Here is a 22,423-nt window from a genome sequence, read left to right on the forward strand (position 1 = left end):
AACTAGCATTCGCTAAATAAATAATTAAATCAAAAAGGAGTATGGAATAAGGTTTTTTCTACTTATTCCATACTCTTTTTTGATAGTTGAACATATGTATGATTTTACACTTTCTTCACCGATCAGCTGACACTACTCCTACTAGTCTCTGCTCAGATATGATTTTAAAATAATTAAAAGAGAAAAAAACATACTAAAAAATATAGTGACGAACGCTTGTAACTCTCCCAGTTTTATAGTTAAAATATATGCTAATAACAGTGAAAAAATTATAATTTTTAGTAAGATACTTCTGGTTAAAACTCTTTCTTTCGTAAAAAAATCTTTCAAACCTCCCCCATTTTTTGTTATCCAAAAAAAGCCAAACAAAGAAAATAATGCAAAGAGCGAAAATAACCCTGAGAGATTTGGTAAATATCCTAAAACCCCTAAAATTCCCAGTAAACCTAAAAAACCTAAATTTGCTTTCCCTTTTCTCATACCGATTCCTTCCCTTCACGTATAAACGACTTTATGTACACCCCATTGATCAATTTGTATCTATATATTTCCCTTTTTCAGTTGATGACCAATAGAAATAGTGGATAAAGTCCTCAAGAAAAGCCTTTATCCACTATACTCACTCTTTTTATCCCTTAATGATCTCCGCACCAAGGGCTGTTTGAAAATGTTTCAATGCCCAGTCATGTCCGATTGGATCAAAGCTGGCAACTGCATCTTCGTAAATAAATAATTGATAGCCTAGGTTATAGGCATCGACTGCTGTATGCAAGACACAAATATCTGTACAAACACCTGTCAAATAAATCTCTGTAATCCCACGTTCCCGTAAACGAATGTCAAGATCTGTTCCACTGAAGGCAGAATAGTGACGTTTATCGATCCAATAAACATTGGCTCGTGTTTGATGTTCCGCATAAATCTCTTGCAACGAACCATACAGATCGCGGCCACTGGTTCCGACTACATTATGTGGTGGAAACAATTGGTTTTCCGGATGAAAAGCATCTTCGGGATCATGTGCATCGATCGCAAATACGACAAATTCTTTCTCATCAATAAACTTTTTTGTATACTTCGTTAAAGCTGGTTCAATTGCCTGACCGCTCTTTCCAGTCGTCAATTTCCCATCGTCTGCCACAAAATCATAGGTGTAATCAATCGAAATCAATGCTTTCATTCGGTTCACTCCTTATACAAGATGTTTGACAAATTCAATGACCATTTCAGCTGAACGTTTCCCTGCTTCTTCGATGAATTCGTCAAAGCTTTGTGTTGCTGAATGGTCCGCAGTATCACTCATTGCTCGTACGATCAAGAAAGGAATATTGAATTGTTGCGCCGTTTGACCGACTGCAGCCCCTTCCATCTCACAAGCAAGTGCTTCAGGGAAATTGGCTAGGATCTCTTGGACTTTGACTGGCGAATCAACAAATGTATCTCCTGTGACGATCAAGCCTTCTTTTGCATTCAAGTTGGTTGCCTCTGCGGCTCTTTTCATTTCTGAACGTAAATACGTGCTTGCTTCATAATAAAGAGGCATGCCTGGTAACTGTCCTGGCTTGTAACCGAACCCTGTAACATCTGCATCAAAATAGGCAACTTTGTCAGAGATCACTACATCCCCTACACGTAGACCTTCACCGATGCCGCCAGCTGATCCTGTATTGATGACCATGTTGACACCATATTGTTGGATCAATAGGCTTGTTGTGATCGATGCTAAGACTTTCCCGATACCTGAACGTACAATGATGACTTCATGATTGCCTAATGAGCCTGAGATAAACAGAGCGCCTGCTCTTTCCCATGATAAGGGTTGTCCTAGTTGCTCTCTTAAAATTTTTACTTCTTCTTCCATTGCTCCAATGATTCCAATTTTCATTTAGTAGTTCTCCTTCTTTCTATATAAATGCAACTGCCAGAAAAACGATGGCTAACAATAAAATGACGATAACCAAGCCTTTCATCAAAACAGCATTCCATTTGCGTGTTTTTTCTCGTTCGCCCGCTCTTGTTTTCGTGATCGGCTTATTTTTCTTTTGTTCTTTACGATAAAAACTCGCGATTTTTTTTTCTTCTTGTTTGTACGTAGCTTCCGCTTTTCTTTGTTTTTTTAATGATTCTTGCGCCTGTTCTTGCTGTCGTTTACGGATTTCGCTACGTGTGACTAGCGGTCCTTTGACCATCAATTGATCCCTCTACTTTCCTTTGTTCATTGATTCCCAGTATTGAATCGCATAAATCGTTTTTGCATCGCAAATGACTTGATCTGACATCGCTTGTTTTGCTTCTGCTAAAGTCAACGCATAAAGTTCCAATACTTCGTCCTCATCTTGTGCGAGAGGCTGCTCCACTTTTTCGATATTTACTGCATGATAGATATGCAGGAGTTCATTCGCAAATCCTGGTGATAAATACATAGAAGTCAAATGCTCCAAACGCTCTGCGCGGTATCCAGTTTCTTCTTCTAATTCTCTAGCAGCAGTGATCTCAGGCGCTTGTTTTTCTCCTGGATCAATTTTACCAGCTGGTATTTCGAGGATCACTTTTTCTAAAGGTTTGCGGAATTGTTTGACTAATAGCAGACGATCCTTTTCATCAAAAGCAATGATTCCTACACCACCGGGGTGAAAGACTAATTCACGCTTTCCGATATTTCCATCTGGTAAGCGAACATCATCCACAGCGACATCAATGATCGCTCCATGATAAATTTCTTTTCGTTGGATCGTTTTTTCTTCAAACTGATCATATTCAAGCATCTTTTCCCCTGCTTTCTTTTGTCCTATAATAACTACTTTTTTTGATTTTTTCAATTTTCTTTTTGATTTCTTACTTAGTTTACCATATCCAAACCTTAGAAATTCTATAAACTCATAAAATCCACCTTTAGTCCGATACTAATTATTAAGAAGGTTGTGCTAAAATAAAGAGGTAGATGAGCAGAGTGGACAATGAATATACACGGAGGTTTTTAGGATGATTAAAAAGAATTGGAAATGGATCGTAGGTTTACTCTTAGTGATACTGTTCTTCAGTTATAATGATGTATCGATCATATCAATGATCTTGTTAATTGGCGCAGTTTTACTGATTTGGGGACTTTTTGGTTTTCGTAAAAAACCTAAAGATAAAACAACTTTACCAAATCTTTCAGACAAATTAGCGACCCATTATAGCGAAAATGGCATGACCCCGAGTGAAATCTCTTTTTTCAGAGATACGATGAATCAAACAAAAAATGAAATTGAGCAACTAGAAAAAAATATGTACGAAACGGCAAAGCTTAAAGCGATCGATCTTCGTCACGAACCTGTAAAAGCAGCAAAAGGTTTGTTCAAAGAACTCGTAAAAGAACCCACTCGCTTGCATGATGCGAGTCAGTTTCTTTACACCCACTTGCCAAACTTAGTGGATTTGACAAACAAATATATCGAGATCAATGGACACGAGATCAAAAACAAACAGACCTATCAAAAACTGGAAGAAAGCACCCAGATCATTGATCAACTTGCTTCATTAGTCGCGAAAGACTATCAAGATTTCGTTTCGGAAGATTTAGAAGATATCGATGTAGAGATATCTGTTGCGAAACAAAGCTTAAAGCGTGATAATAAAGATGTACCAGAAGAATAAGCACGTTTATTTCTTGGACTCGGAACACTTAGACATCGTCTGATTGTTTCGGGTACTTTTTCTAGCTTAATCGATAAGGAGGAATTTTAATGGAAAATAATCCACATGAACCAAAACACGAAGTAACCCCTGTAAATGATACTTTAGAAGATTTACTGAATAATCCTTTTTCGACACCTGTCGATAAATTGACTCAAACACAACAAAATGAAATCAATGCACTTCAAGAACAGCAAACTGCTGCTCGGTTGATCGATAAATTACCTGCTGAAAGACAAGAACAAGCCAAACAATTGGCTGAAAAAATCGACGTCACTGATTCTCAGTCGGTCATCAGCTACGGTTCAGCTGCCCAAACAAAATTAGGTGAATTTTCACAGTCGATGTTGAATCACGTACAAGCACAAGATATCGGACCAGTTGGCGACTCATTGACTGAATTGATGTATCGTCTTCAAGAAGCAAATCCTGATGAATTACGTGCTGGAGAAGGAAATATTTTCCAACGCGTATTCGGTAAAGTCAAACAATCGATTTATGAAGTCACCGCCAAATACCAAAAAATCGGTGCGCAAATCGACAAGATCTCAGTTAAATTAGATAAAGAAAAAGATGGTCTATTAAAAGACAATCTGATGTTAGAACAACTTTATCAAAAAAATAAAGACTACTTTGATGCGTTGAACATTTATATCGCTGCTGGCGAATTAAAAATGGAAGAATTGCAGACAAAGATCATTCCAGAAGCTATGCGTAAAGCAGAAGAAACAGGAGATCAAATGGATGTACAGATTGCCAATGATTATACACAGTTTCTCGATCGCTTGGACAAGCGCACCCATGATCTACGTTTAGCAAGACAGATCACGATCCAACAAGCGCCACAGATCCGTTTGATCCAAAATACCAATCAAGCATTGGCAGAAAAGATCCAAGCATCGATTGCTACAGCCATCCCATTATGGAAAAACCAAGTGGTTATCGCATTGACCTTGCTTCGACAAAAAGATGCAGTTACAGCACAACGACAAGTTTCTGAAACAACCAATGATTTGTTGAAGAAAAACTCAGAAATGTTGAAAATCTCTGCCATCGAAACTGCCAAAGAAAATGAGCGTGGTATCGTGGATATCGAAACATTGCAAACCACACAAAATGATTTGATTGAAACGATCCAAGAAACACTTCGTATCCAACAAGAAGGAAAAGAAAAACGTCGCCATGCAGAAGTCGAGCTTGGACATATGGAAGAAGACTTGAAACAAAAATTACTCGATTTAACACAATAACAAATAGAATAAAAAAACCTTGTATCAGCAACGCTGCTTGATACAAGGTTTTTTGTTCATTCTTTATTTTTCGGTATTCATCTTACTGTGTTTGTAACCATAGCCAAAGTAAATCACTAGGCCGATCACCATCGTAATCCCAAAGACTAACCAAGTCACCGCTTGTAAACGTGACATCAAGACTAGACAAGATAAGATCGAAATGATTGGTAAAATCGGTACCAATGGCACTTTGAACTCGCCTGCTTTTGGTTTGCCAAACATTTTACGTAATTTCAGTAAGCCTAGACTAACTAACATTAGATAAGCCAATGCCATGATGTTCGTCAACTCTGCCAAAATATTCAACGGGAAGAATCCTGCGAAGAATAGTGCGGCGATCCCTGCTGCATAAGTTGCTTTCTTCGGCGTACGATGTTTTTTGTCGATTTCTGTCATGAACTGTGGCAATAAGCCATCTTTACTTACTGCAAATAATAACCGAGCTAATGAATACATCATTGAGATCGTTACAGTCAATAAGGTCAAGATCGCGCCAACAGCTATGATTGCTCCTACTGTTCCATGCCCTACGTAACGCATCGCAAATGCCACAGGATCATTCACGCCTAATTCTGTATAAGGAACGATCCCTGTTAAAATCAGCGTCACAATGATATACAACACGGTTGCGATCAAGATCGAGCCGATAATTCCTCTTGGTACATCTTTTTGAGGATTTTTTACTTCCTCCGCAGCCATCGCTACCGCATCAAATCCTAAGAATGCAAAGAAAACTAATGCTGCGCCATCTAGGACACCTTCAAAGCCGAATGGTGTGAATGGTTGCCAATTCTCTGGTTTAACAAAAAAGATTCCTACAATAATAAATAATGCAATGATTCCAAATTTCACATAAACCATCATGTTGTTCAATCGTAACGCTTTCTTTGCTTCCAAAGAAACAATGTATGTGACGAAAATCACAACAAGCACCGCAATTAAGTCGATGTATGTACCATTGGCTGGATTATATCCACCTGTTAGCGCAGTTGGTAAACCAAAACCAAGACTTTCAATAAACCCTTGTACATAACCGGACCAACCTGAAGCTACGGATGAAACGGCCAATAAGAACTCACCGATCAATAACCACCCAGTCAACCAAGCGGCAAATTCACCGAATACGACGTATAGATACGCATATGGTCCGCCGATCACTGGTACCCGCGAAGCAAATTCTGCAAAGCTTAGACCAGATAAAATCACAACGATCGCTGCTAAAACAAACGATAATGATAGTGCCGGACCTGCATTTTGGTTCGCTGCCACTCCTGTTACGACAAATATTCCTGTACCGATGATCGCGCCAATACCGAGCATGATCAAATCGGATGTTTTTAGTTCTTTCTTCATCTCACTCGTATGATTGAGATTGATTTCTTTCTTCCGAAACAAATCCATTTAATTTCCTCCCCCTGATTTTTGAGTATATAAAAAAACAGCTTTACGCTGTTTTCATATACCCTAAAAGAATACCACCAAAAATAACTAAAAGGCAACCTACAATTACAAATATTAGCTCTTTTTTTGTCTTTTTCTCACCTAGGATAAAAATACCGCCTAGAGTGGAGATGATGATACCCATTTGTGAAAGAGAGAAGCCGACTGCTAGCCCTAATGACTTAACGGTCAATAGCATACATACATTACCGATTCCCCATAATAACCCGCTTGCCATGTTTTTCCAAACATATTGATCAACTTTTACTTTTCGGAATGCAAAGAAACTTGCCCCTAAGATCATACCGATACTTTGCGGTAAAATAATCGACATCGCATCTAAATTCGCCCAGTTGACGATGATCGTATAGACACCATAACCTAAAGTAGAATAGATCAATGCTCTGAATCCTTTACCAAAATCAAGCATTTTATTATCTGTATCAACTTTTCCTTCATCATCTTGTCGAGCAGTCAAATACGCACCGCTTACAAGAAGAATCAGCGCTAAAATACCATAAACGTAATCTTTTGTTTGAGTCCATTCATGGAAAAAGACAGCGCCCGCAATCGTATTCAAAATCAATTGAAAACCAGTCGATAACGGTAGACCTACAGATACTCCCATAAATTTCATCCCATGAAACTGCCCATTTTGTCCGACACTCCACGCTAAACCAGATAAAAATCCAATCAATGTGATCCATGGCGTGATCGTTGGATTAACGATGAAAAAAGCAACGAGTGAAAAAAGAAATGCACCGATCGTCATTCCTAATGTTTGTTGATTGGCATCGCCACCGATCTTTCCACTGACTAAACCAATACTTCCCCACGCTACCATTGGGACTAATGCGATTAATAATTCCATAAACATTCTCCTTCTTTTAAATGTCACATGTTATAGAACATATCAACGAAAACGTTAACAACACAAGAGTTATTTTTTATTTCTCACTTTTTTCTAACTTAACTTCATTGACGTTTCTATGAAGTTCAATCAGTCACTAATAAATCCATAAACAAAATCAACTGTTACCTCGAAAATTCTTCTACTTTCGGGGCAACAGCCGATATATAACTATATTAAAACTTTTCCAATCATCATCTAAGGTCAACACGCTTCTCTCATAACCAAATCAGACAATGTTCAACCGGTAGTTCCTTCAGAAATAAGCGTGAATATGTCGCAATCGCATTTTTTCAGCGTTCTTCTTGGTAAAAACTCAAGATAGGGAAAAATAAAGACAGCGTCGTCCCTTCTCCTTCAATCGAGTCGACAGTGAGAGAAATCCCTAATTTTTCCGCTAGATTTTTAGCGAGGTATAATCCTAGGCCAGTAGAGTGAGTTTTGCTCAGACGGCCATTCGCACCTGTGAAGCCTTTGTCAAAAATCCGTCCAACATCTTCTTTCGGTATACCGATGCCTGAATCTTTGACAGAAAATTTTACGCCTTTTGTTGTCTTCTCGATCAATAGTTTGATCTCCCCTCCATCCGGCGTATACTTAATGGCATTACTAAGAATCTGTTTGAAAATAAAAGCCACCCATTTTGAATCAGTTAAAATCGTTTGATCTTCACCTATCACTTCATAGCGTATTTTCTTTTGGATAAAATAATTCGCTTGGCTACGAATGACTGGTTGGATGATACTCTTGATACTGTATTCTTGGATCAAATAGTCTCTTGAAAAACTATCCAAGCGCGCATAGTACAATACTTGTTCCACATACTCGTCGATTTTAGACAACTCATTTTCTAACAACGTATACTTTTGATCATCAATATCAAATTCGATCGATCGTACTAACAATTCTGAAGCCGCCACGGGCACTTTGATTTCGTGGACCCATGAGTCGATATAATCTTTTTGATCTTGTTGATTCGTGATAGCTTCTTGCATCACTTCCTGATGTTCACGTATTAGTTGATTGATATAAGCTTCTACCAACTTCTCTTCTTCTGTATGCCCACCATCTAAATAATTTTGCAGAGGAGAATTTTTTTGTAGATTCGCCAATTTCGCCCACCATCTACGTTTACTCAAATAACTGACAAGTAAGAAAAAAATCAAAAAAACTCCTTCAATCAAAATCAAGTAAAAAATCGTTGCCCAATCGACCACAATATTAGGCGCTAACCACATAACAAAAATCGTCAATAAAATGAAAAATACCCAGCCGACGATCAACGACCATTGATCTTTCAAATATTTAAAAAAATTCATAGTTGTTTTTCATCCTTTCAGGGAACAATATACCCCTGGCCGACTTTTGTTTCGATATAATCAGTGATTCCCGCCTGTTCGATTTTACGACGTAAGCGATTGATGTTGACCGTCAGTGTATTGTCATCGACAAACCGTTCATCATCCCACAATGCCCGCAACAATTTTTCGCGAGTCAAAATTTTCCCATGTTGCTTCATTAAAATAAACAACAAGCGATACTCATTCTTGCTCAAATCGATCATTTCACCATTGATCTCCATACTGCCATTATCGACGTTCAACGTGATTCCATTATGGGTCATCATTTCACTCGACAACTCACCATAATTATATGAGCGACGCAACAAAGCATTGATTTTAGCAATCAAGACATCGATTTGAAACGGCTTCGTCACAAAATCGTCTGCCCCCATGTTCATTGCCATGATCATGTCCATATTGGTATTTCGACTTGAAATAAAAATGATCGGTACTTTGGAAATTTCTCGTATTTTCTGACACCAATAATAACCATCAAATACTGGTAAATTGATATCTAAAAGAACAAGTTGCGGTTCTTCTTTCTCAAAATCAGCAAAAACCTGATTGAAATCTGACGTTCCATACGTTTCAAATTGCCATTTCTCCAACTCTTCCATAATCAGCTGACGAATGATCTCTTCATCTTCCACTACCATAATTTTAGCCATGATATACCTCCGATGTTTTTCTTGTATTAACCATATCAAAGAAGCAAACATTCTACAAGTAACAATAGGTCGTGAAAGAAGCGTTCAGCACTAAGGCATAAGACAAAAAATTGTGCCAATCGTTCCTTGTGCTTAAAATCTCTTCTTTCTTGTTACTTACTTTCCGTCAATAAAAATGAGAATACTATTGGAAACAAACAATATTTATCATTTATGAATAGAATTTGTTTGTTGAACTATTCCTGTTTTTTTCTTTTAACGAAGTCATTCTCACAGAATCAAACATTGATAAATCAACGTTTATAAAATAACTCCAATATCTAGAGCGTTTTCTTTGAATTTTTTTCCAATACATATAACAATAGTAATGTATTAAAAATTGATTAGGAGGAGATTTGATGTTTAGACACCAAAAAGAATTACAGTTTGAGGCAAAACCAGATCGTCCGAATCCATTAATCGCAAAATATTTACAAGAATTGATTGGCGGACAGTATGGTGAAATGAGTGTAGCGATGCAATACCTTTTCCAAGGTTGGAGCTGTCGTGGGGAAGAAAAATATAAAGATATGCTGATGGACATTGCAACAGAAGAACTTGGACACGTTGAAATGTTAGCGACAATGGTTGCACGCTTACTTGAAGATGCACCTGTTGAAGATCAAGAAGAAGCAATGAAAAAAGACCCAACGATTGGTGCGATCATTTCCGGCATGAATCCTCAACACGCTATTGTAGCTGGCTTAGGACCTCGTCCTGCGGATAGCGTTGGTAATCCTTGGAGTGGTGGTTATATTGTTGCTAGTGGGAATCTACTTGCTGATTTTCGTGCAAACTTGAACGCAGAATCTCAAGGAAGACTACAAGTGGCACGTATTTACGAAATGATCGATGATCGTGGCGTAAAAGACCTACTATCAGTTTTATTGGCTAGAGACAGTTATCATCAAAACCTTTGGGCAGCAGCTGTCAAAGAATTAGAAGAAACAGAAGGCGGTATTCTTGTTCCTACGACTTTCCCAAGAGAAGAAGAACGTAAAGATATTGCTTATGATTTCTATAACTTTTCAGAAGGTGACGAAAGTAGCGAAGGTTCTTGGGCAAAAGGTAAAGCTTTAGATGGTGAAGGGGAATATCAATGGTTGGAAGAACCTAAGATCGAAGGCAAAGCACCTAAATTAAAACCAGTAACACCTAAAATGTACGGTACCCCTCCCAAAAAAAAATAAATGAAAATTAAAAACTGATGCCCAAAATTAATGGGCATCAGTTTTTTTCTATTACTCTATCAACAATATTCCGTCTTCGACGATCTTACCAAAAAATAGGAAAATACTACTGGTGAACAATAATGTCATATTCACACCAAAATAGATCGCAATTTTTTCTAGATAATTTTTGATTTCTTTTATTTTAATGTACATAAATGCCAAGAAATTGACGCCGTAAACTAAAATTGTTAGAAAAATGATCATGTTTGTCATCACTGGCGAAGTCGCCCCTCTTTCACTATATACTTGTCCAAATTGATTAACGCTTCAGCATGAGACGAATGGTACAAACATCGTTCATTTTAGTTACGTGCCACTCTTACAGTCCACTACTCTTGGAATTTAGTACGATTTTCACAACGATCTATTGTGTTTAGCGCTTCCATTGATTACTAGACAAAAAAGCGCGCCTACTCTCTCATTTGCTCTAATTTTTCAGCGAAAGCCTGGGCTTCTTCTTCTGTGCGACAAATAATAATGAACGTATCGACACCGGCAATCGTTGCAGCAACTTCTGGATAATCCACTTCATCTAACCAGTTCGTTACCACGTCCGCACCATCTTTTTCGGTCAAGACAACGATCATGAATTGAATCCGTTGAATTCGTAAGACTTCTCGTTTGACCGCACTTCGCAAGCGATCTTCCATCAAAGAATCTGCTTGTTGATTGAACAACGCATAGCGTATTTGTTTATTCTCATCTTGTATTTTCACAAGTTTCAACTCACGAATATCCCGTGAGATCGTTGCTTGAGTTGCATTGACACCCTTCATCTGCAAATGATTCAATAATTCCTCTTGCGTACCAATCGCATGTTCCGTGATCAATTGGCGAATCAATGATTGTCGTTGATTTTTTTTCATACAAAAACACCTCTTCGTATCTATTATAGCAAAAAAACAGGGGATCTTTCTCTTATTTAGTTGGTGTCTGACACTTCGACTGATTTGTCTTGTTCAACGGCTACCCGCAAAATCGTCTTTAATTTTTCTGGCGCAGTCCTTCTGGGATCACTCATATAGATTTCTTTATGCTCTTTCGAAGTTCGGCGATAGCCTTTTTCTTTGAGAAAGAAAGCCAGCTTTTCAAATGTTTCTGGTTCATCGTCGTAGGAACCAATGTGTAAGATCTGTGCCACAAGACCTTCTTCGATCGTTGTGAATACAAGTTGACTCGCTAAATCTTCTGGAATTTTTGTTTTGGCTCGCGCTAACGCCTCTAAAGCAATTTGAGGAGTCACAAAGTCCGGTTGCTTGATCATCAACTGATAAGAAAAATGCTCTTTCAACATCACTGGTTCGTTCAAAAATTTTTCTTGTAACCCCCACTGACCTTCTAAAGGATAAACCGTGTAAGGCAAATAGTCAGGAATCAGCCAATCATTTTTCGGTGCCATTCGGATCGTATAGCTAACAGCGTATAAACAACCTACACGGCGCTTAAATTCTTCTCCATTTGGATCACCTATTCCGTTGATACAAAAAAAATTTTGCGCAGGAAGTGTCATTAGTTGTGGTTTCTTTGACATACGATAACTAGGGTCGGTTTTTCTCCATTCGATTTTTTCCATAGGCCCTCCTTGTTTTCTTCTTCACTACTATCATAACTCTTTTGCATTGGATTGGCTAATCTGGTTGACACTATTTTTAGACTTGTGCTAGAATAAGCCGAACGATAAATCGTACAGATAACACGCCTAGCGTGTCGAGAGAGAGGCGGTTTCTATTTTCGAATAGAAATCTCTCTCTTTTTTTACGAAATAATTTAGAGGTGAAAAACATGCAAAAACAAAAACAACTACAATTAATTCCTGCTGTACTTGCCACAGGGATCATGTCATTTGCAGGCGTTTTGATCGAAACCGCAATGAACGTGACCTTCCCAACACTGATTCAGGAATTTCAAATCAGTACCTCCCAAGTACAATGGGTAACAACGATCTACTTACTAATGATTGCGATCATTGTGCCACTTTCAACTTATCTGACAAAAAACTTTAGCCTGCGAACTCTTTTCTTGAGTTCCAATCTACTATTTATTGCTGGTTTGTTGGTCGATTACTTTTCCCCTACCTTCTTGTTACTACTTTTAGGTCGGGTACTCCAAGGTGCTGCGACAGGGATAGCCTTGCCATTGATGTTTCATATCATCTTGACTTTTGCTCCTATGGGAAAAAGAGGAACAATGATGGGTCTTGGTACTTTGACAACCGCCATTGCACCAGCGATTGGTCCAACGTATGGCGGGATCTTGACTGCTAATTTCTCATGGAGTCATATCTTTCTCTTTTTATTGCCAGTGTTACTCATTTCACTCGTGATCGGCTTATATGCGATTCCTAAATTCAAGGTTGAAAAAACTGGTCGTTTAGATTTACTCAGTGTCTTTGGTATTACTCTCATGTTCAGTGGAAGCTTGACTTTTCTAAGCATGTTCAGAGACTGGATTGGCTGGGCATCCTTAGTCATCGCCGTTTTAGGATTCATTCTTTTCTATCAACGAACAAAAAAAGCCGAACATCCTTTGATCCGACTTGAGATTTTTAAAAATCATACATTCCGCTTATTCTTATTTAGCTTTTTAGTTTATCAATTTTTATTGCTGGGTGTTTCCTTTGTCCTACCGAACTTTGTCCAAATCGTCCAAGGGAACAATGCCTTTGTCGCAGGTCTAGCTATGCTACCAGGTGCAGCGATTGGTGCCCTCTTATCTCCTTTTTCAGGAAAGCTACTCGACCAACATGGACCTAAAAAACCAATTTTCATCGGTCTCTTGTTTTCACTTGTTGGCTGGACCGTCCTTGTGCTGATTTTAGGTCACGCATCATTAGGCTTTTTGGTTGCCTGTCATTTCTTCTATATGATCGGTATTGGTTTGTCTTATAGCAATATGATGACTACTGGAATGAATGCTTTATCGATGGAATTACAAGGTGATGGCAACGCCGTATTCAATACGTTGCAACAATTTTCCGGAGCTGTCGCTACTACGTTGGTGGCTGTGATCATCAACTTTTTCCAAGACCATCGTTCAGATAGTTATGAAGCAGCAACAACGTTAGGATCAAAAGTTGCTTTAAGTGTCCTACTTGGTTTGTTGATCATTAGTTTGATCCTATTTATCCGCTATATGGTGCAAAAACCTAAGCAAATACAAAATTAATATATAAGGAGGTGTGAGAGAATGAAGCTCACTCCTCCTTTTTTTGTCTCTAACTTTATCAATAATCAGTTTTCACCATGCATTCGTTCGTATGAAATAGAAAAAATTCCTCGGATAAAATATTGTATCTCTAGTGATTCTATGAGATGGTAGATGAGTAAAGGAGGTTTTTTTATGGAAAAAATTGCTGTCATCGGTGGTGGCATCATCGGTATGACATTAGCCAACTATTTAGACACCTCTAAATTTGAGGTGACTTTATTTGATACGAAAGAAGGACAAGCCACTCGCGCTAGTGCTGGCATCATCTCACCTTGGCTTTCAAAAAGACGAAATAAACAGTGGTATCAGTTAGCAAAAGATGGTGCGGCTTTTTTCCCAAAACTGATCCGGGATCTATCACTTGATGACTCTATCTATAAACAATCAGGTACACTGATTTTTCGCGAAAAAGATGCTTTGGAAGATCTTGCTGCACTTGCCGAACAACGAAAGAAAGACGCACCAGAAATCGGTGATATTTCGCTGTTAAGGGCTGAAGAGACAGCCTCGGCTCTCCCATTGCTAAAACCATCACCCGCCTTATTTGTGAGTGGAGGGGGGCGTTTAGACGGTCATGCCTATCTATCTCACCTTGCCACACGCTTGGAGAAACAAATGGTCAAAGTAATCTCTGAACGTGTCCAGCTACGCAAAGAAGCCGCGCAATGGATCATCTCTGGTGCTTTTGGACAACTTGGCTTTGACCGAGTCATTCTAGCACCTGGGCCTTCATTGAAACCGTTACTGGAGCAAATTGGCTTTCATGCCGATATTCGTCCACAAAAAGGACAGCTGATCGTTTTTCAGACACCTTATGTCAACAGCCAAGAATGGCCTGTCGCCATGTTAGAAGGTGAAGCTGATTTTATCCCGTTTAACAATGGAACGATATTAGTAGGCGCTACCCATGAAAATGATGGAGGCTGGGATTTGACTCCTACTGAATCCGCTTATCAGCAATTGATGCAAAGCACAGCGCCGTTTCTAGCTGAGCCTGATCAACTTACTACATGGAAACACACCATGCGAGTTGGCACCCGAGCGTATACCTCCGATTTTGCGCCGTTCTTTGCACCTGTTCCAGATGAACCAAGCTTGATCGCTGCAAGCGGCTTAGGCTCCTCTGGTTTGACTACTGGCCCTTATATCGGCTATTTGATTGCAGAGTATCTCAATACAGGGACTTGGGGCGGCGATAAGTACCAAAAAACGATTGATACGTATCTTTCGCGAATATAAAAAGAACAAAAAAAGAGGGCTACTTGCGTAGTCCTCTTTTTTGACTTTATAATTGATGGTTATCTTAGTACCAACCGTTTGCTAACCAGAATGCTTTTGCAGCATCCCATGAACCATAGCGTCCAGCAACGTATTCTTCTACAACACGTTCTTGGTTCGCTGGTGAGTAGTCACCGTTCAAATATGCTGAATCTAATTGGTAACGTCCGATGTAACGGCCGTTTGTTGCAGTATAAGAACCACCTGATTCTTTTTGTGCAATCCATTCTTTCGCAGAGTTGCTGTTTGTTGTTACAGTAGTTGTAGCTGGTGCTACTTCAACTGTTTCAACAGGCGCAACATATGTATATTCTTGCGCTGGTGCTTCTGTTACTACAGGAGTTTCTACTTTTTCAGTTGTTGGTGCTACTTCTGTTGTTTTTACTGATGAAGCGTCAGTTGGAATTGTTAATTCTTCACCAACGAAAATGCGGTTGATATCGTCAATCGAATTTTGCTCTGCAATAGCTTTGATCAGTGAATTGTCACCTGCAAATTTTTGTGAGATTTTAGATAATGAATCTCCAGCTTTTACTGTATAGACTTCATCTGCATGAGCAGTAGTCCCTACAAACATTGCAGTTGCTCCAGCGGCAACAGTTGTCCCCAAAACGATCTTTTTAATTGAATTCATAGTAAGCTCCTTTTTTTCTCTTTGATTTGTTTCAACGTCACTAACTTTATCATCTAGAAATATTTCATAGGTGAAAGAATTATGACATTTAATGACAAAATCGTCACATTTTTAATATTTGTAATATTTGATTTTTAGAAAAACTAGGACTAAAGTCTTAGAAGCTTTATAAATCGGCGTTGTAATCGTTTTTCAATTCTTTTATTGAAACTTTTAAAAAACTTATGTTCTGTAATATTCAGAACATATTTTTTTCAATTTATCGTATTTTTTTGCGAAATTCTTCTCATTTTTCCAAAAATTGATGCAATTAACACAAAAAAACCAGTAATTGTTACAACAATTACTGGGAAAAACGAGAAGTTTGAAATAAAAAAGTCATTTTTTAGGACTTTTTTTCTTTTGTAACAATTGCATTGCTTGGTTCATTTCATGGATTGCTTCTTCTTCTGTTTCTTTTTCTAGCGCGCGACTTAATACTTCTTGCCATTTTTCGGGGTCTTTGATCCCTAATTTACCGATTGCCCACGCTGCTGTTCCACGAATCACTGGACGGACATCACTTAGACACTCTTCAATATGAGGCAAAGCGGCACGTTCTCCTAAATTAGCTAATGCAATCAGCGCATTTCGTTGAAGAGGTTTCCTTCCACGCCATGAGCCAGCCAAATGACCGTATTGCTGTTTGAATTCTTTATTAGATATCGTTAACATGGGCGTGAGTTTCGGATAGACTTCTTCTACTTTTGGTTCCATTTCTGGATGGAAGTGAAAATCTTTCCCTCTATTATATGGACAAACTAACTGACAGATATCACAACCATAGATGACGTTGCTCATCTTCTTTCGATACTCCTCTGGCATCATGCCTTTCGTCTGCGTTTGATAAGACAAACAGCGTTTAGCATTCATTCGGCCATCGCCTAAAAGCGCATCCGTTGGGCAAGCCGTCACGCAACGCGTACATTCACCACACCCAAAGACACCAGGAGCATCTGGTTCTAGATCGATATTGGTCACGATTTCACCTAAATAGACGAACGAGCCAAATTCCTCTGTGATCAATAATCCATTTCGACCGATAAAACCTAAACCAGCACGTTGCGCGACAGCGACATCGATCAACTCACCTGTATCTACTTGCGGCGCCAAGCGCCATTCTTCTTCCTTTTGCCAATGTGTCGCTCGTGACTCAATAAATGAAATCAATTGTTGCAGGCGATCCCGTAAGACATCATGGTAATCGATGCCCCAAGAAGCACGAGCAAACTGTCCCCGTTTTTCATCTCTAGGCATCTTCTCATGGATCTTTGTCGGATACGCTAAAGCAATTGCAATGATCGATTTTGGTCGATCAAACGTCATCTCCGGATATAAACGTTCATCGATATTAGGGTGTTCAAATCCAGAAGTATGTCCAGCGGCTTTTTGTTCTACTAACGATTCTTTCAAATGATCAAATGGCTCTGCTGTAGTAAACCCGATTTTATCGATCCCGATCCGCTTACTTTCTTGAATGATTTCTTCCTTTAATGTTAGTGCCATCATTACCACCCTCGATCAGACACGACTATATAATCCATAATATAATCGTTCTTTTTTCAATTGAACGAATTGGATCTGTTGATCTGGGATTTTTCTTTCTTCCATCCAACGATTTCTAGCAGCAAAAACTTCCCAGAAATTCACAGATACCCATTTTCGACGTTGGTCTAATGCATTGAAAAAGTTCAACGAAACAGGTTTTGTGTGGAGTAGTTCATGTAAACGGAGTTGTTCTCTTGGTGAGAACTCAGATAGATCCCGTGAATAAACAACATCTTCGTATAGATTTTTTTGTTGCCCATAAGTGAACGTTTGAGGAATTTCTCCTGGACGAGCAATTTCTACCAAACGATTATAATACGTATTCATTAGTTTGCTATTTGCGATAAATGCACTCTTGAAAAATGCAGATTGGATTTTTGGAATAACACCCTCTGTTCCTATCAAAGAAAACAGTGCAGGCCATGCTTGAACCTTTAGTTCGTTCTTTTGTTTGACTAATACGCCAGGAGTAAAGCCGACGGATGAAAGAAAGACAAAGTAGCCAATACCTGTATCTTCATCTAATGGCTGAAAATCATCAAATAACCATTTTCCAGGATATTGCTCTGTTTCCAATTCTTCTGGGCTTGCTATGAACGCTTTCGCCATTTCTGCTTCAAGAAATAGGAGGTCTTGATCTTTCTCCTTATTTTCTAGTTGGTTGATTTTTTTTGTTATTTCTTTTGCAATCAATTGTTTGTCTTTGCTAGTAAAATTCATAGCTTCACCTTCCTTTCCTCTCTTTTAACTATAACGGAATTTCACTAAAATTGGTATCTTTAAAACAATAAACGGACGAATTTTTCTTGATAGAAAAACAGAGAAAAGACCAGTGACAGTCTTTTCTCTGTTTTTATACTTTTTTATTAAGTCTTTCGAGGGTTGATTAGCTTTTTTCTTGAGATAGTCCTTCGTGGATTCTTTCGATATTCCACTTCATCATGTCATAGTATGAGTCGCCAGTTTCCCCTTCTTTTGCGATCGAATCAGTGAATAATTCATCAAAGATTTCAAGACCTGTTTCATTAGCAACACGTTCCATACTTCTTGGATCGACACTCGTTTCTACAAATAAGACTGGAACATCTGATTCGCGAATTTGACTGACGATCGATTGCATTTGTTCAGGTGTTCCTTGGCTTTCCGTGTTGATTTCCCAAATGTATCCAGCTGGTAGATCGTAGGCTTGTGAGAAGTATTTAAAGGCACCTTCACTTGTCACTAACAGCTTTTGATTTTCTGGGATCGAACCAAAGCTTTCTTTTGCTTGTTGATCTAGCTCTTTTAATTTTTCAATATACGCATTGGCATTTTCTTCATATTGCTCCGCATGATCTGGATCTTTCTCTACAAAGATGCGCGCGATTTCTTGCACGTATTTGATTCCGTTTGAAAGATCTAACCAAGCATGTGGATCTGCTTCTGTTTCTGACTCTCCCCCTGATAAATACAGAGGTTCAACTTCTTTACTTACTGCAAAATAATCTTCATTCTCTGTTTTATTAGCTGTATCCATCAAATTGTCGAACCAGCCATTACCAGTTTCCAAGTTTAACCCGTTGTATAAGATCACATCAGCATCACTTGCTTTTTTGATATCTTCTGGCAATACTTCATATTCATGCGGGTCTGTGCCGACTGGGACGATACTATGAACATCGACATGTTCTTTTCCAACTTCTTTCGCCATATCAGCGATGATCGAATTTGTTGCTACGACTGTCAAGTTTTCTTCTTTCTCTTCAGCTGCAGAGCTACCGCAACCTGCAAAAATAAATAAGACAGCTCCCATTAACCATAAGATATTCAGTTTATTTTTCATGTACATACTCCATTTCTATGCGTTAGTTTTTTACGACTCGGCATTTTTTTTCGTTTTGTTTCTTGAAAAAATAATCCCTTTAGTCGGTGAAAATAAAAAGGCCAACGTAAAGAATACTGCACTGGTCAACACAATGGTTGCCCCAGACGGCCAATTGTAACTATAACTGTAAAACACACCAATGATTGCACTTAATACGCCGATTGTTGCCGAAATGAAAATCATTTTTGCCAATCGATCGGTCAATAGGTAGGCGGTTGCTGCTGGTGTGATCAGCATCGAGATGACTAAAATCGTTCCTACTGTCTGCAAACTGACCACAGCAACCAGTGTTAAGAAGAACATCAACAAATAGTGAACAAGTGTTGTATTCAAACCATAAGCTTTTGCCATCATCGGATCAAAAGAAGTGATTTTCAGTTCTTTATAGAAAATCAATACAAACAGCAACACGATCCCACTCACTATGGCAGTCATCAACATATCACTTTCTCTGACTGCTAAAACATTTCCAAATAAGATATGATACAGATTGGTTGCACTTTGAGCAAAAGAGATCAAGATGACACCTAATGCAAAGAACGAACTAAAAACGATCCCAATAGCTGTATCATTTTTCAAACGACTACGCTGTGTGACAAAGCCGATTATCCCAGCCGTCAACATCCCAAATGCGGTCGCACCTAAAATATAACTAAAGCCAAACATATAAGAAATTGCGACACCAGGCAGTACTGCATGAGAGATTGCATCCCCCATCAAGGACATCCCTCTTAAAATAATAAAGGAACCAATCACCCCTGAAGCTAATCCTACAAGCATCGATGTGATCAATGCGTATTGTAGAAACTGATAATCCATTAACCCCTCAATAAACGATTGAATCATTTTTCCATTACCCCTTTAGCTAATTGTCCAATGATCTCCCCATAAGCCAACTGTAGATTTTCTGAAGTAAATACTTCGCCAACTGGTCCAGCTGCGATCAGCGTTTGATTCAATAAAATCACTTCATCAAAATAGGCTTCGACTTTGTGCAAATCATGATGGACGATCACGATAGTTTTCCCTTCATTTTTCAGTTCATTCAAAATAGCGAAAATTTTTCTTTCACTGACCGCATCGATTCCAACAAATGGTTCATCTAAAAAAATCCACTCTGCGCCTTGCGCCAAGGCTCTGGCAATAAATATCCGCTGTAATTGTCCTCCAGATAATTCACTGATTTGTCGATTTTCATAATCCGCCATATCCACTTTCGCTAATGCATGTTTCGCCCGTTCCTTTTCTTTTTTTCCAGGACGTTGCCCCAAGCGCAAAGATGGATAGGTTCCTAATAACACTACTCCTAACACATCAATAGGAAAGGAAAGGTCCAACTCACTACGTTGTTCCACATAGGCAATTTTTTTACGGATCGTTTTTATGGATCGGCCGTCAAAAGTGATTTCACCGGAAACTCTAGGAACTAATTCTAATAAAGCTTTCATAAAAGTAGATTTCCCAGCGCCATTCGGTCCAATGATCCCTGTAAATTTTTGTGCTTGGATAACTGTTGATACATTATTTAATACTGTCTTTCCTTGATAAGCAACCGTTAGATCTTTAACGGATATTTCGTTTTTAGACACCTCTTACCACTCCTTTTCGGTGTACCTAACTTTTTATTCAACCTTAGTTTAACTAATATCAAAATCATTTACAAGTGTTATAGCTGATTTTTTTGATTTTTTAGATTTTTCTCGCAATTTTTGAAAATTTTCTGTAAAATCACAAACAAGAGCTATAAAGTAATGGTCGTTATTTTGTTTGCTAGTTATAAAATGAACTTATTTTTTACTTTATCACTCAACTTAAAAAAGGAGTTTTTGTATGGAAGAAGAAAAATTAACTCGTAGTCTCAGTGCACGTCATATCCAAATGATTGCGCTAGGAGGAACGATCGGTGTCGGTCTGTTCATGGGTGCTTCATCCACCATACGCTGGACAGGACCTTCTGTAATGGTTGCTTATGCTGTGGCAGGATTCTTTTTGTACCTGATCATGCGTGCCTTGGGCGAGATGCTGTATCTAGATCCTTCTACTGGTTCATTTGCTAATTATGCAAGTGAATACATCCATCCCGTCGCAGGTTATTTGACGGCTTGGAGCAATATTTTTCAGTTTATCGTGGTCGGTATCAGTGAAGTGATCGCTGTAGGGGAATATATGAACTATTGGTGGCCGGATTTGCCCCAGATCATTCCAGGGATCGTTGTGATCCTTTTCTTGATGTTCGCCAACCTTGTTTCTGTTAAAGCATTTGGCGAATTAGAATTTTGGTTTTCTACTATTAAAGTAGTCACAATCATATTGATGATCATTGCTGGTTTAGGAATCATTTTGTTCGGATTCGGTAATCATGGCGAAGCAATCGGGATTTCAAACTTATGGAAAAATGGTGGTTTCTTTACAGGCGGCGTAAAAGGCTTCTTTTTTGCTCTATCGATCGTCGTTGCCTCTTATCAAGGAATCGAGTTGATCGGAATGACTGCTGGTGAAGCGAAAGATCCACAAAAAACGATTGTAGACGCTGTCCAATCAACGATCGGTCGGATCTTGATTTTTTATATTGGGGCGATCTTCATCATTGTCAGCATCTATCCTTGGAATCAATTGAGCGAACTAGGATCACCATTTGTTCAAACTTTTTCTAAGATTGGGATCACGTTTGCAGCTGGTTTGATCAATTTTGTTGTCATCACTGCTGCTTTATCTGGTTGTAATTCCGGTATTTTCAGCGCCAGTCGCATGGTCTACACATTGGCCATCAACGGCAAAATGTCTAAGAAGTTTTTGAAACTCACACGTCATGGGGTGCCATTTTACCCAGTAGTAGCCATCTCATTTGGTATTTTGATCGGGTTGATTTTGAATTATCTGTTGCCATTCTTCTACTCCCAATCACAGGATCTATTTGTTTTTGTCTACAGTTCCAGTATCTTACCAGGAATGGTCCCGTGGATCGTTATTTTGATCAGTCAAATCAAATTTAGAAAAAAACATCCTACAGAGATGCTTGAACATCCGTTTAAAATGCCCTTATCGCCATATACCAATTACCTGTCATTGGCCTTTTTGGCAGTGGTATTAGTCTTTATGTTCATCAATCCCGAAACAAGGATCTCATTGATGATCGGTTTGATTTTCTTGATCTATATGACGGGTTACTATTTTGTACGCGAAAGAAAAATCAAGGAATAGTATAAGAAACTATATAAAAAGAAGTCAGGACTGCGCGAACGTAGTCCTGA

24 protein-coding genes are annotated in these 22,423 nt (G+C 38.7%); 6 read left to right on the top strand and 18 right to left on the bottom strand.

Features of this window, described 5'->3' with window-relative positions; all coding sequences use genetic code 11:
- Nucleotides 1–141 precede the first annotated feature (141 nt).
- From CUS89_RS00480 to CUS89_RS00500, 5 genes are all read right to left on the bottom strand, one after another.
- Nucleotides 142–480 carry a hypothetical protein gene (locus CUS89_RS00480; protein ID WP_104870610.1) on the bottom strand — a complete coding sequence of 113 codons (339 nt, stop codon included), beginning with the start codon at nucleotides 478–480 and terminating at the stop codon, nucleotides 142–144.
- A 148-nt stretch (nucleotides 481–628) separates the two neighbouring features.
- A complete protein-coding gene (locus CUS89_RS00485; protein WP_104870611.1) occupies nucleotides 629–1,180 on the bottom strand; it encodes a cysteine hydrolase family protein in 552 nt (183 codons plus the stop codon).
- Nucleotides 1,181–1,192: 12 nt separating this feature from the next.
- Nucleotides 1,193–1,885 (bottom strand): 5'-methylthioadenosine/adenosylhomocysteine nucleosidase, encoded by a 693-nt coding sequence (locus tag CUS89_RS00490; protein WP_019723541.1) that lies wholly within the window; start codon nucleotides 1,883–1,885, stop codon nucleotides 1,193–1,195.
- Between the two features lie 19 nt (nucleotides 1,886–1,904).
- Nucleotides 1,905–2,189, bottom strand: coding sequence for a cell wall synthase accessory phosphoprotein MacP (gene macP / locus CUS89_RS00495; protein ID WP_010736198.1), 285 nt, complete (start codon nucleotides 2,187–2,189; stop codon nucleotides 1,905–1,907).
- 12 nt (nucleotides 2,190–2,201) lie between these two features.
- The gene (locus CUS89_RS00500; RefSeq protein WP_104870612.1) at nucleotides 2,202–2,765 is read right to left on the bottom strand and encodes an NUDIX hydrolase; all 564 of its coding nucleotides are present in this window, start codon (nucleotides 2,763–2,765) and stop codon (nucleotides 2,202–2,204) included.
- Nucleotides 2,766–2,982: 217 nt separating this feature from the next.
- Here CUS89_RS00500 and CUS89_RS00505 point away from each other — a divergent pair, with 217 nt between their 5' ends.
- Nucleotides 2,983–3,639, top strand: a complete 657-nt coding sequence (locus CUS89_RS00505) for a 5-bromo-4-chloroindolyl phosphate hydrolysis family protein (RefSeq protein WP_104870613.1) — start codon at nucleotides 2,983–2,985, stop codon at nucleotides 3,637–3,639.
- An 89-nt stretch (nucleotides 3,640–3,728) separates the two neighbouring features.
- Entirely contained in the window at nucleotides 3,729–4,928 is a 1,200-nt protein-coding gene (locus CUS89_RS00510) for a toxic anion resistance protein (RefSeq protein ID WP_010736201.1), read from the top strand.
- 63 nt (nucleotides 4,929–4,991) lie between these two features.
- Here CUS89_RS00510 and CUS89_RS00515 read toward each other — a convergent pair whose 3' ends face one another.
- The 4 genes from CUS89_RS00515 to sapR form a co-directional block, all read right to left on the bottom strand.
- The gene (locus tag CUS89_RS00515) at nucleotides 4,992–6,371 is read right to left on the bottom strand and encodes an APC family permease (protein WP_104870614.1); all 1,380 of its coding nucleotides are present in this window, start codon (nucleotides 6,369–6,371) and stop codon (nucleotides 4,992–4,994) included.
- A gap of 43 nt (nucleotides 6,372–6,414) precedes the next feature.
- A complete protein-coding gene (locus CUS89_RS00520; RefSeq protein WP_019724165.1) occupies nucleotides 6,415–7,281 on the bottom strand; it encodes a GRP family sugar transporter in 867 nt (288 codons plus the stop codon).
- 332 nt (nucleotides 7,282–7,613) lie between these two features.
- On the bottom strand, nucleotides 7,614–8,639 hold the full coding sequence (gene sapS, locus CUS89_RS00525) for a two-component system sensor histidine kinase SapS (RefSeq protein ID WP_104870615.1): 1,026 nt from the start codon (nucleotides 8,637–8,639) through the stop codon (nucleotides 7,614–7,616).
- 17 nt (nucleotides 8,640–8,656) lie between these two features.
- Nucleotides 8,657–9,331, bottom strand: a complete 675-nt coding sequence (gene sapR, locus CUS89_RS00530) for a two-component system response regulator SapR (protein WP_010736206.1) — start codon at nucleotides 9,329–9,331, stop codon at nucleotides 8,657–8,659.
- Nucleotides 9,332–9,729: 398 nt separating this feature from the next.
- On the opposite strand from sapR, the gene CUS89_RS00535 reads away from it, so the two are divergent.
- Nucleotides 9,730–10,560: a manganese catalase family protein gene (locus tag CUS89_RS00535; protein WP_010736207.1), complete on the top strand. Its 831-nt coding sequence runs from the start codon at nucleotides 9,730–9,732 to the stop codon at nucleotides 10,558–10,560.
- A gap of 51 nt (nucleotides 10,561–10,611) precedes the next feature.
- On the opposite strand, the gene CUS89_RS00540 is transcribed toward CUS89_RS00535, so the two are convergent.
- The 3 genes from CUS89_RS00540 to CUS89_RS00550 form a co-directional block, all read right to left on the bottom strand.
- Nucleotides 10,612–10,818, bottom strand: coding sequence for a hypothetical protein (locus CUS89_RS00540; protein ID WP_023519183.1), 207 nt, complete (start codon nucleotides 10,816–10,818; stop codon nucleotides 10,612–10,614).
- 194 nt (nucleotides 10,819–11,012) lie between these two features.
- Nucleotides 11,013–11,468 (bottom strand): arginine repressor, encoded by a 456-nt coding sequence (locus tag CUS89_RS00545; protein WP_104870616.1) that lies wholly within the window; start codon nucleotides 11,466–11,468, stop codon nucleotides 11,013–11,015.
- Between the two features lie 56 nt (nucleotides 11,469–11,524).
- Nucleotides 11,525–12,175: a GyrI-like domain-containing protein gene (locus CUS89_RS00550; RefSeq protein WP_104870617.1), complete on the bottom strand. Its 651-nt coding sequence runs from the start codon at nucleotides 12,173–12,175 to the stop codon at nucleotides 11,525–11,527.
- Between the two features lie 209 nt (nucleotides 12,176–12,384).
- On the opposite strand from CUS89_RS00550, the gene CUS89_RS00555 reads away from it, so the two are divergent.
- Nucleotides 12,385–13,767: an MFS transporter gene (locus CUS89_RS00555; RefSeq protein WP_104870618.1), complete on the top strand. Its 1,383-nt coding sequence runs from the start codon at nucleotides 12,385–12,387 to the stop codon at nucleotides 13,765–13,767.
- 174 nt (nucleotides 13,768–13,941) lie between these two features.
- Nucleotides 13,942–15,048, top strand: coding sequence for an NAD(P)/FAD-dependent oxidoreductase (locus CUS89_RS00560; RefSeq protein ID WP_104870619.1), 1,107 nt, complete (start codon nucleotides 13,942–13,944; stop codon nucleotides 15,046–15,048).
- A 64-nt stretch (nucleotides 15,049–15,112) separates the two neighbouring features.
- On the opposite strand, the gene CUS89_RS00565 is transcribed toward CUS89_RS00560, so the two are convergent.
- From CUS89_RS00565 to CUS89_RS00590, 6 genes are all read right to left on the bottom strand, one after another.
- A complete protein-coding gene (locus CUS89_RS00565) occupies nucleotides 15,113–15,721 on the bottom strand; it encodes a LysM peptidoglycan-binding domain-containing protein (protein WP_104870620.1) in 609 nt (202 codons plus the stop codon).
- A gap of 378 nt (nucleotides 15,722–16,099) precedes the next feature.
- Nucleotides 16,100–17,266, bottom strand: a complete 1,167-nt coding sequence (gene queG, locus CUS89_RS00570) for a tRNA epoxyqueuosine(34) reductase QueG (protein WP_104870621.1) — start codon at nucleotides 17,264–17,266, stop codon at nucleotides 16,100–16,102.
- Between the two features lie 15 nt (nucleotides 17,267–17,281).
- Nucleotides 17,282–18,028 carry a hypothetical protein gene (locus tag CUS89_RS00575; RefSeq protein ID WP_104870622.1) on the bottom strand — a complete coding sequence of 249 codons (747 nt, stop codon included), beginning with the start codon at nucleotides 18,026–18,028 and terminating at the stop codon, nucleotides 17,282–17,284.
- A gap of 166 nt (nucleotides 18,029–18,194) precedes the next feature.
- Nucleotides 18,195–19,130: a metal ABC transporter substrate-binding protein gene (locus tag CUS89_RS00580; RefSeq protein WP_104870623.1), complete on the bottom strand. Its 936-nt coding sequence runs from the start codon at nucleotides 19,128–19,130 to the stop codon at nucleotides 18,195–18,197.
- Nucleotides 19,131–19,160: 30 nt separating this feature from the next.
- Entirely contained in the window at nucleotides 19,161–20,018 is an 858-nt protein-coding gene (locus CUS89_RS00585) for a metal ABC transporter permease (protein ID WP_104870624.1), read from the bottom strand.
- The gene (locus CUS89_RS00590) at nucleotides 20,015–20,761 is read right to left on the bottom strand and encodes a metal ABC transporter ATP-binding protein (protein WP_104870625.1); all 747 of its coding nucleotides are present in this window, start codon (nucleotides 20,759–20,761) and stop codon (nucleotides 20,015–20,017) included. Before CUS89_RS00590 ends, CUS89_RS00585 begins: the two co-directional genes overlap by 4 nt.
- Before the next feature lie 241 nt (nucleotides 20,762–21,002).
- On the opposite strand from CUS89_RS00590, the gene CUS89_RS00595 reads away from it, so the two are divergent.
- Nucleotides 21,003–22,373, top strand: coding sequence for an amino acid permease (locus CUS89_RS00595; protein ID WP_104870626.1), 1,371 nt, complete (start codon nucleotides 21,003–21,005; stop codon nucleotides 22,371–22,373).
- The last annotated feature ends 50 nt before the right edge of the window (nucleotides 22,374–22,423 follow it).

The sequence above is a fragment of the Enterococcus mundtii genome, from assembly GCF_002947535.1.
Lineage (GTDB): Bacteria > Bacillota > Bacilli > Lactobacillales > Enterococcaceae > Enterococcus_B > Enterococcus_B mundtii_B.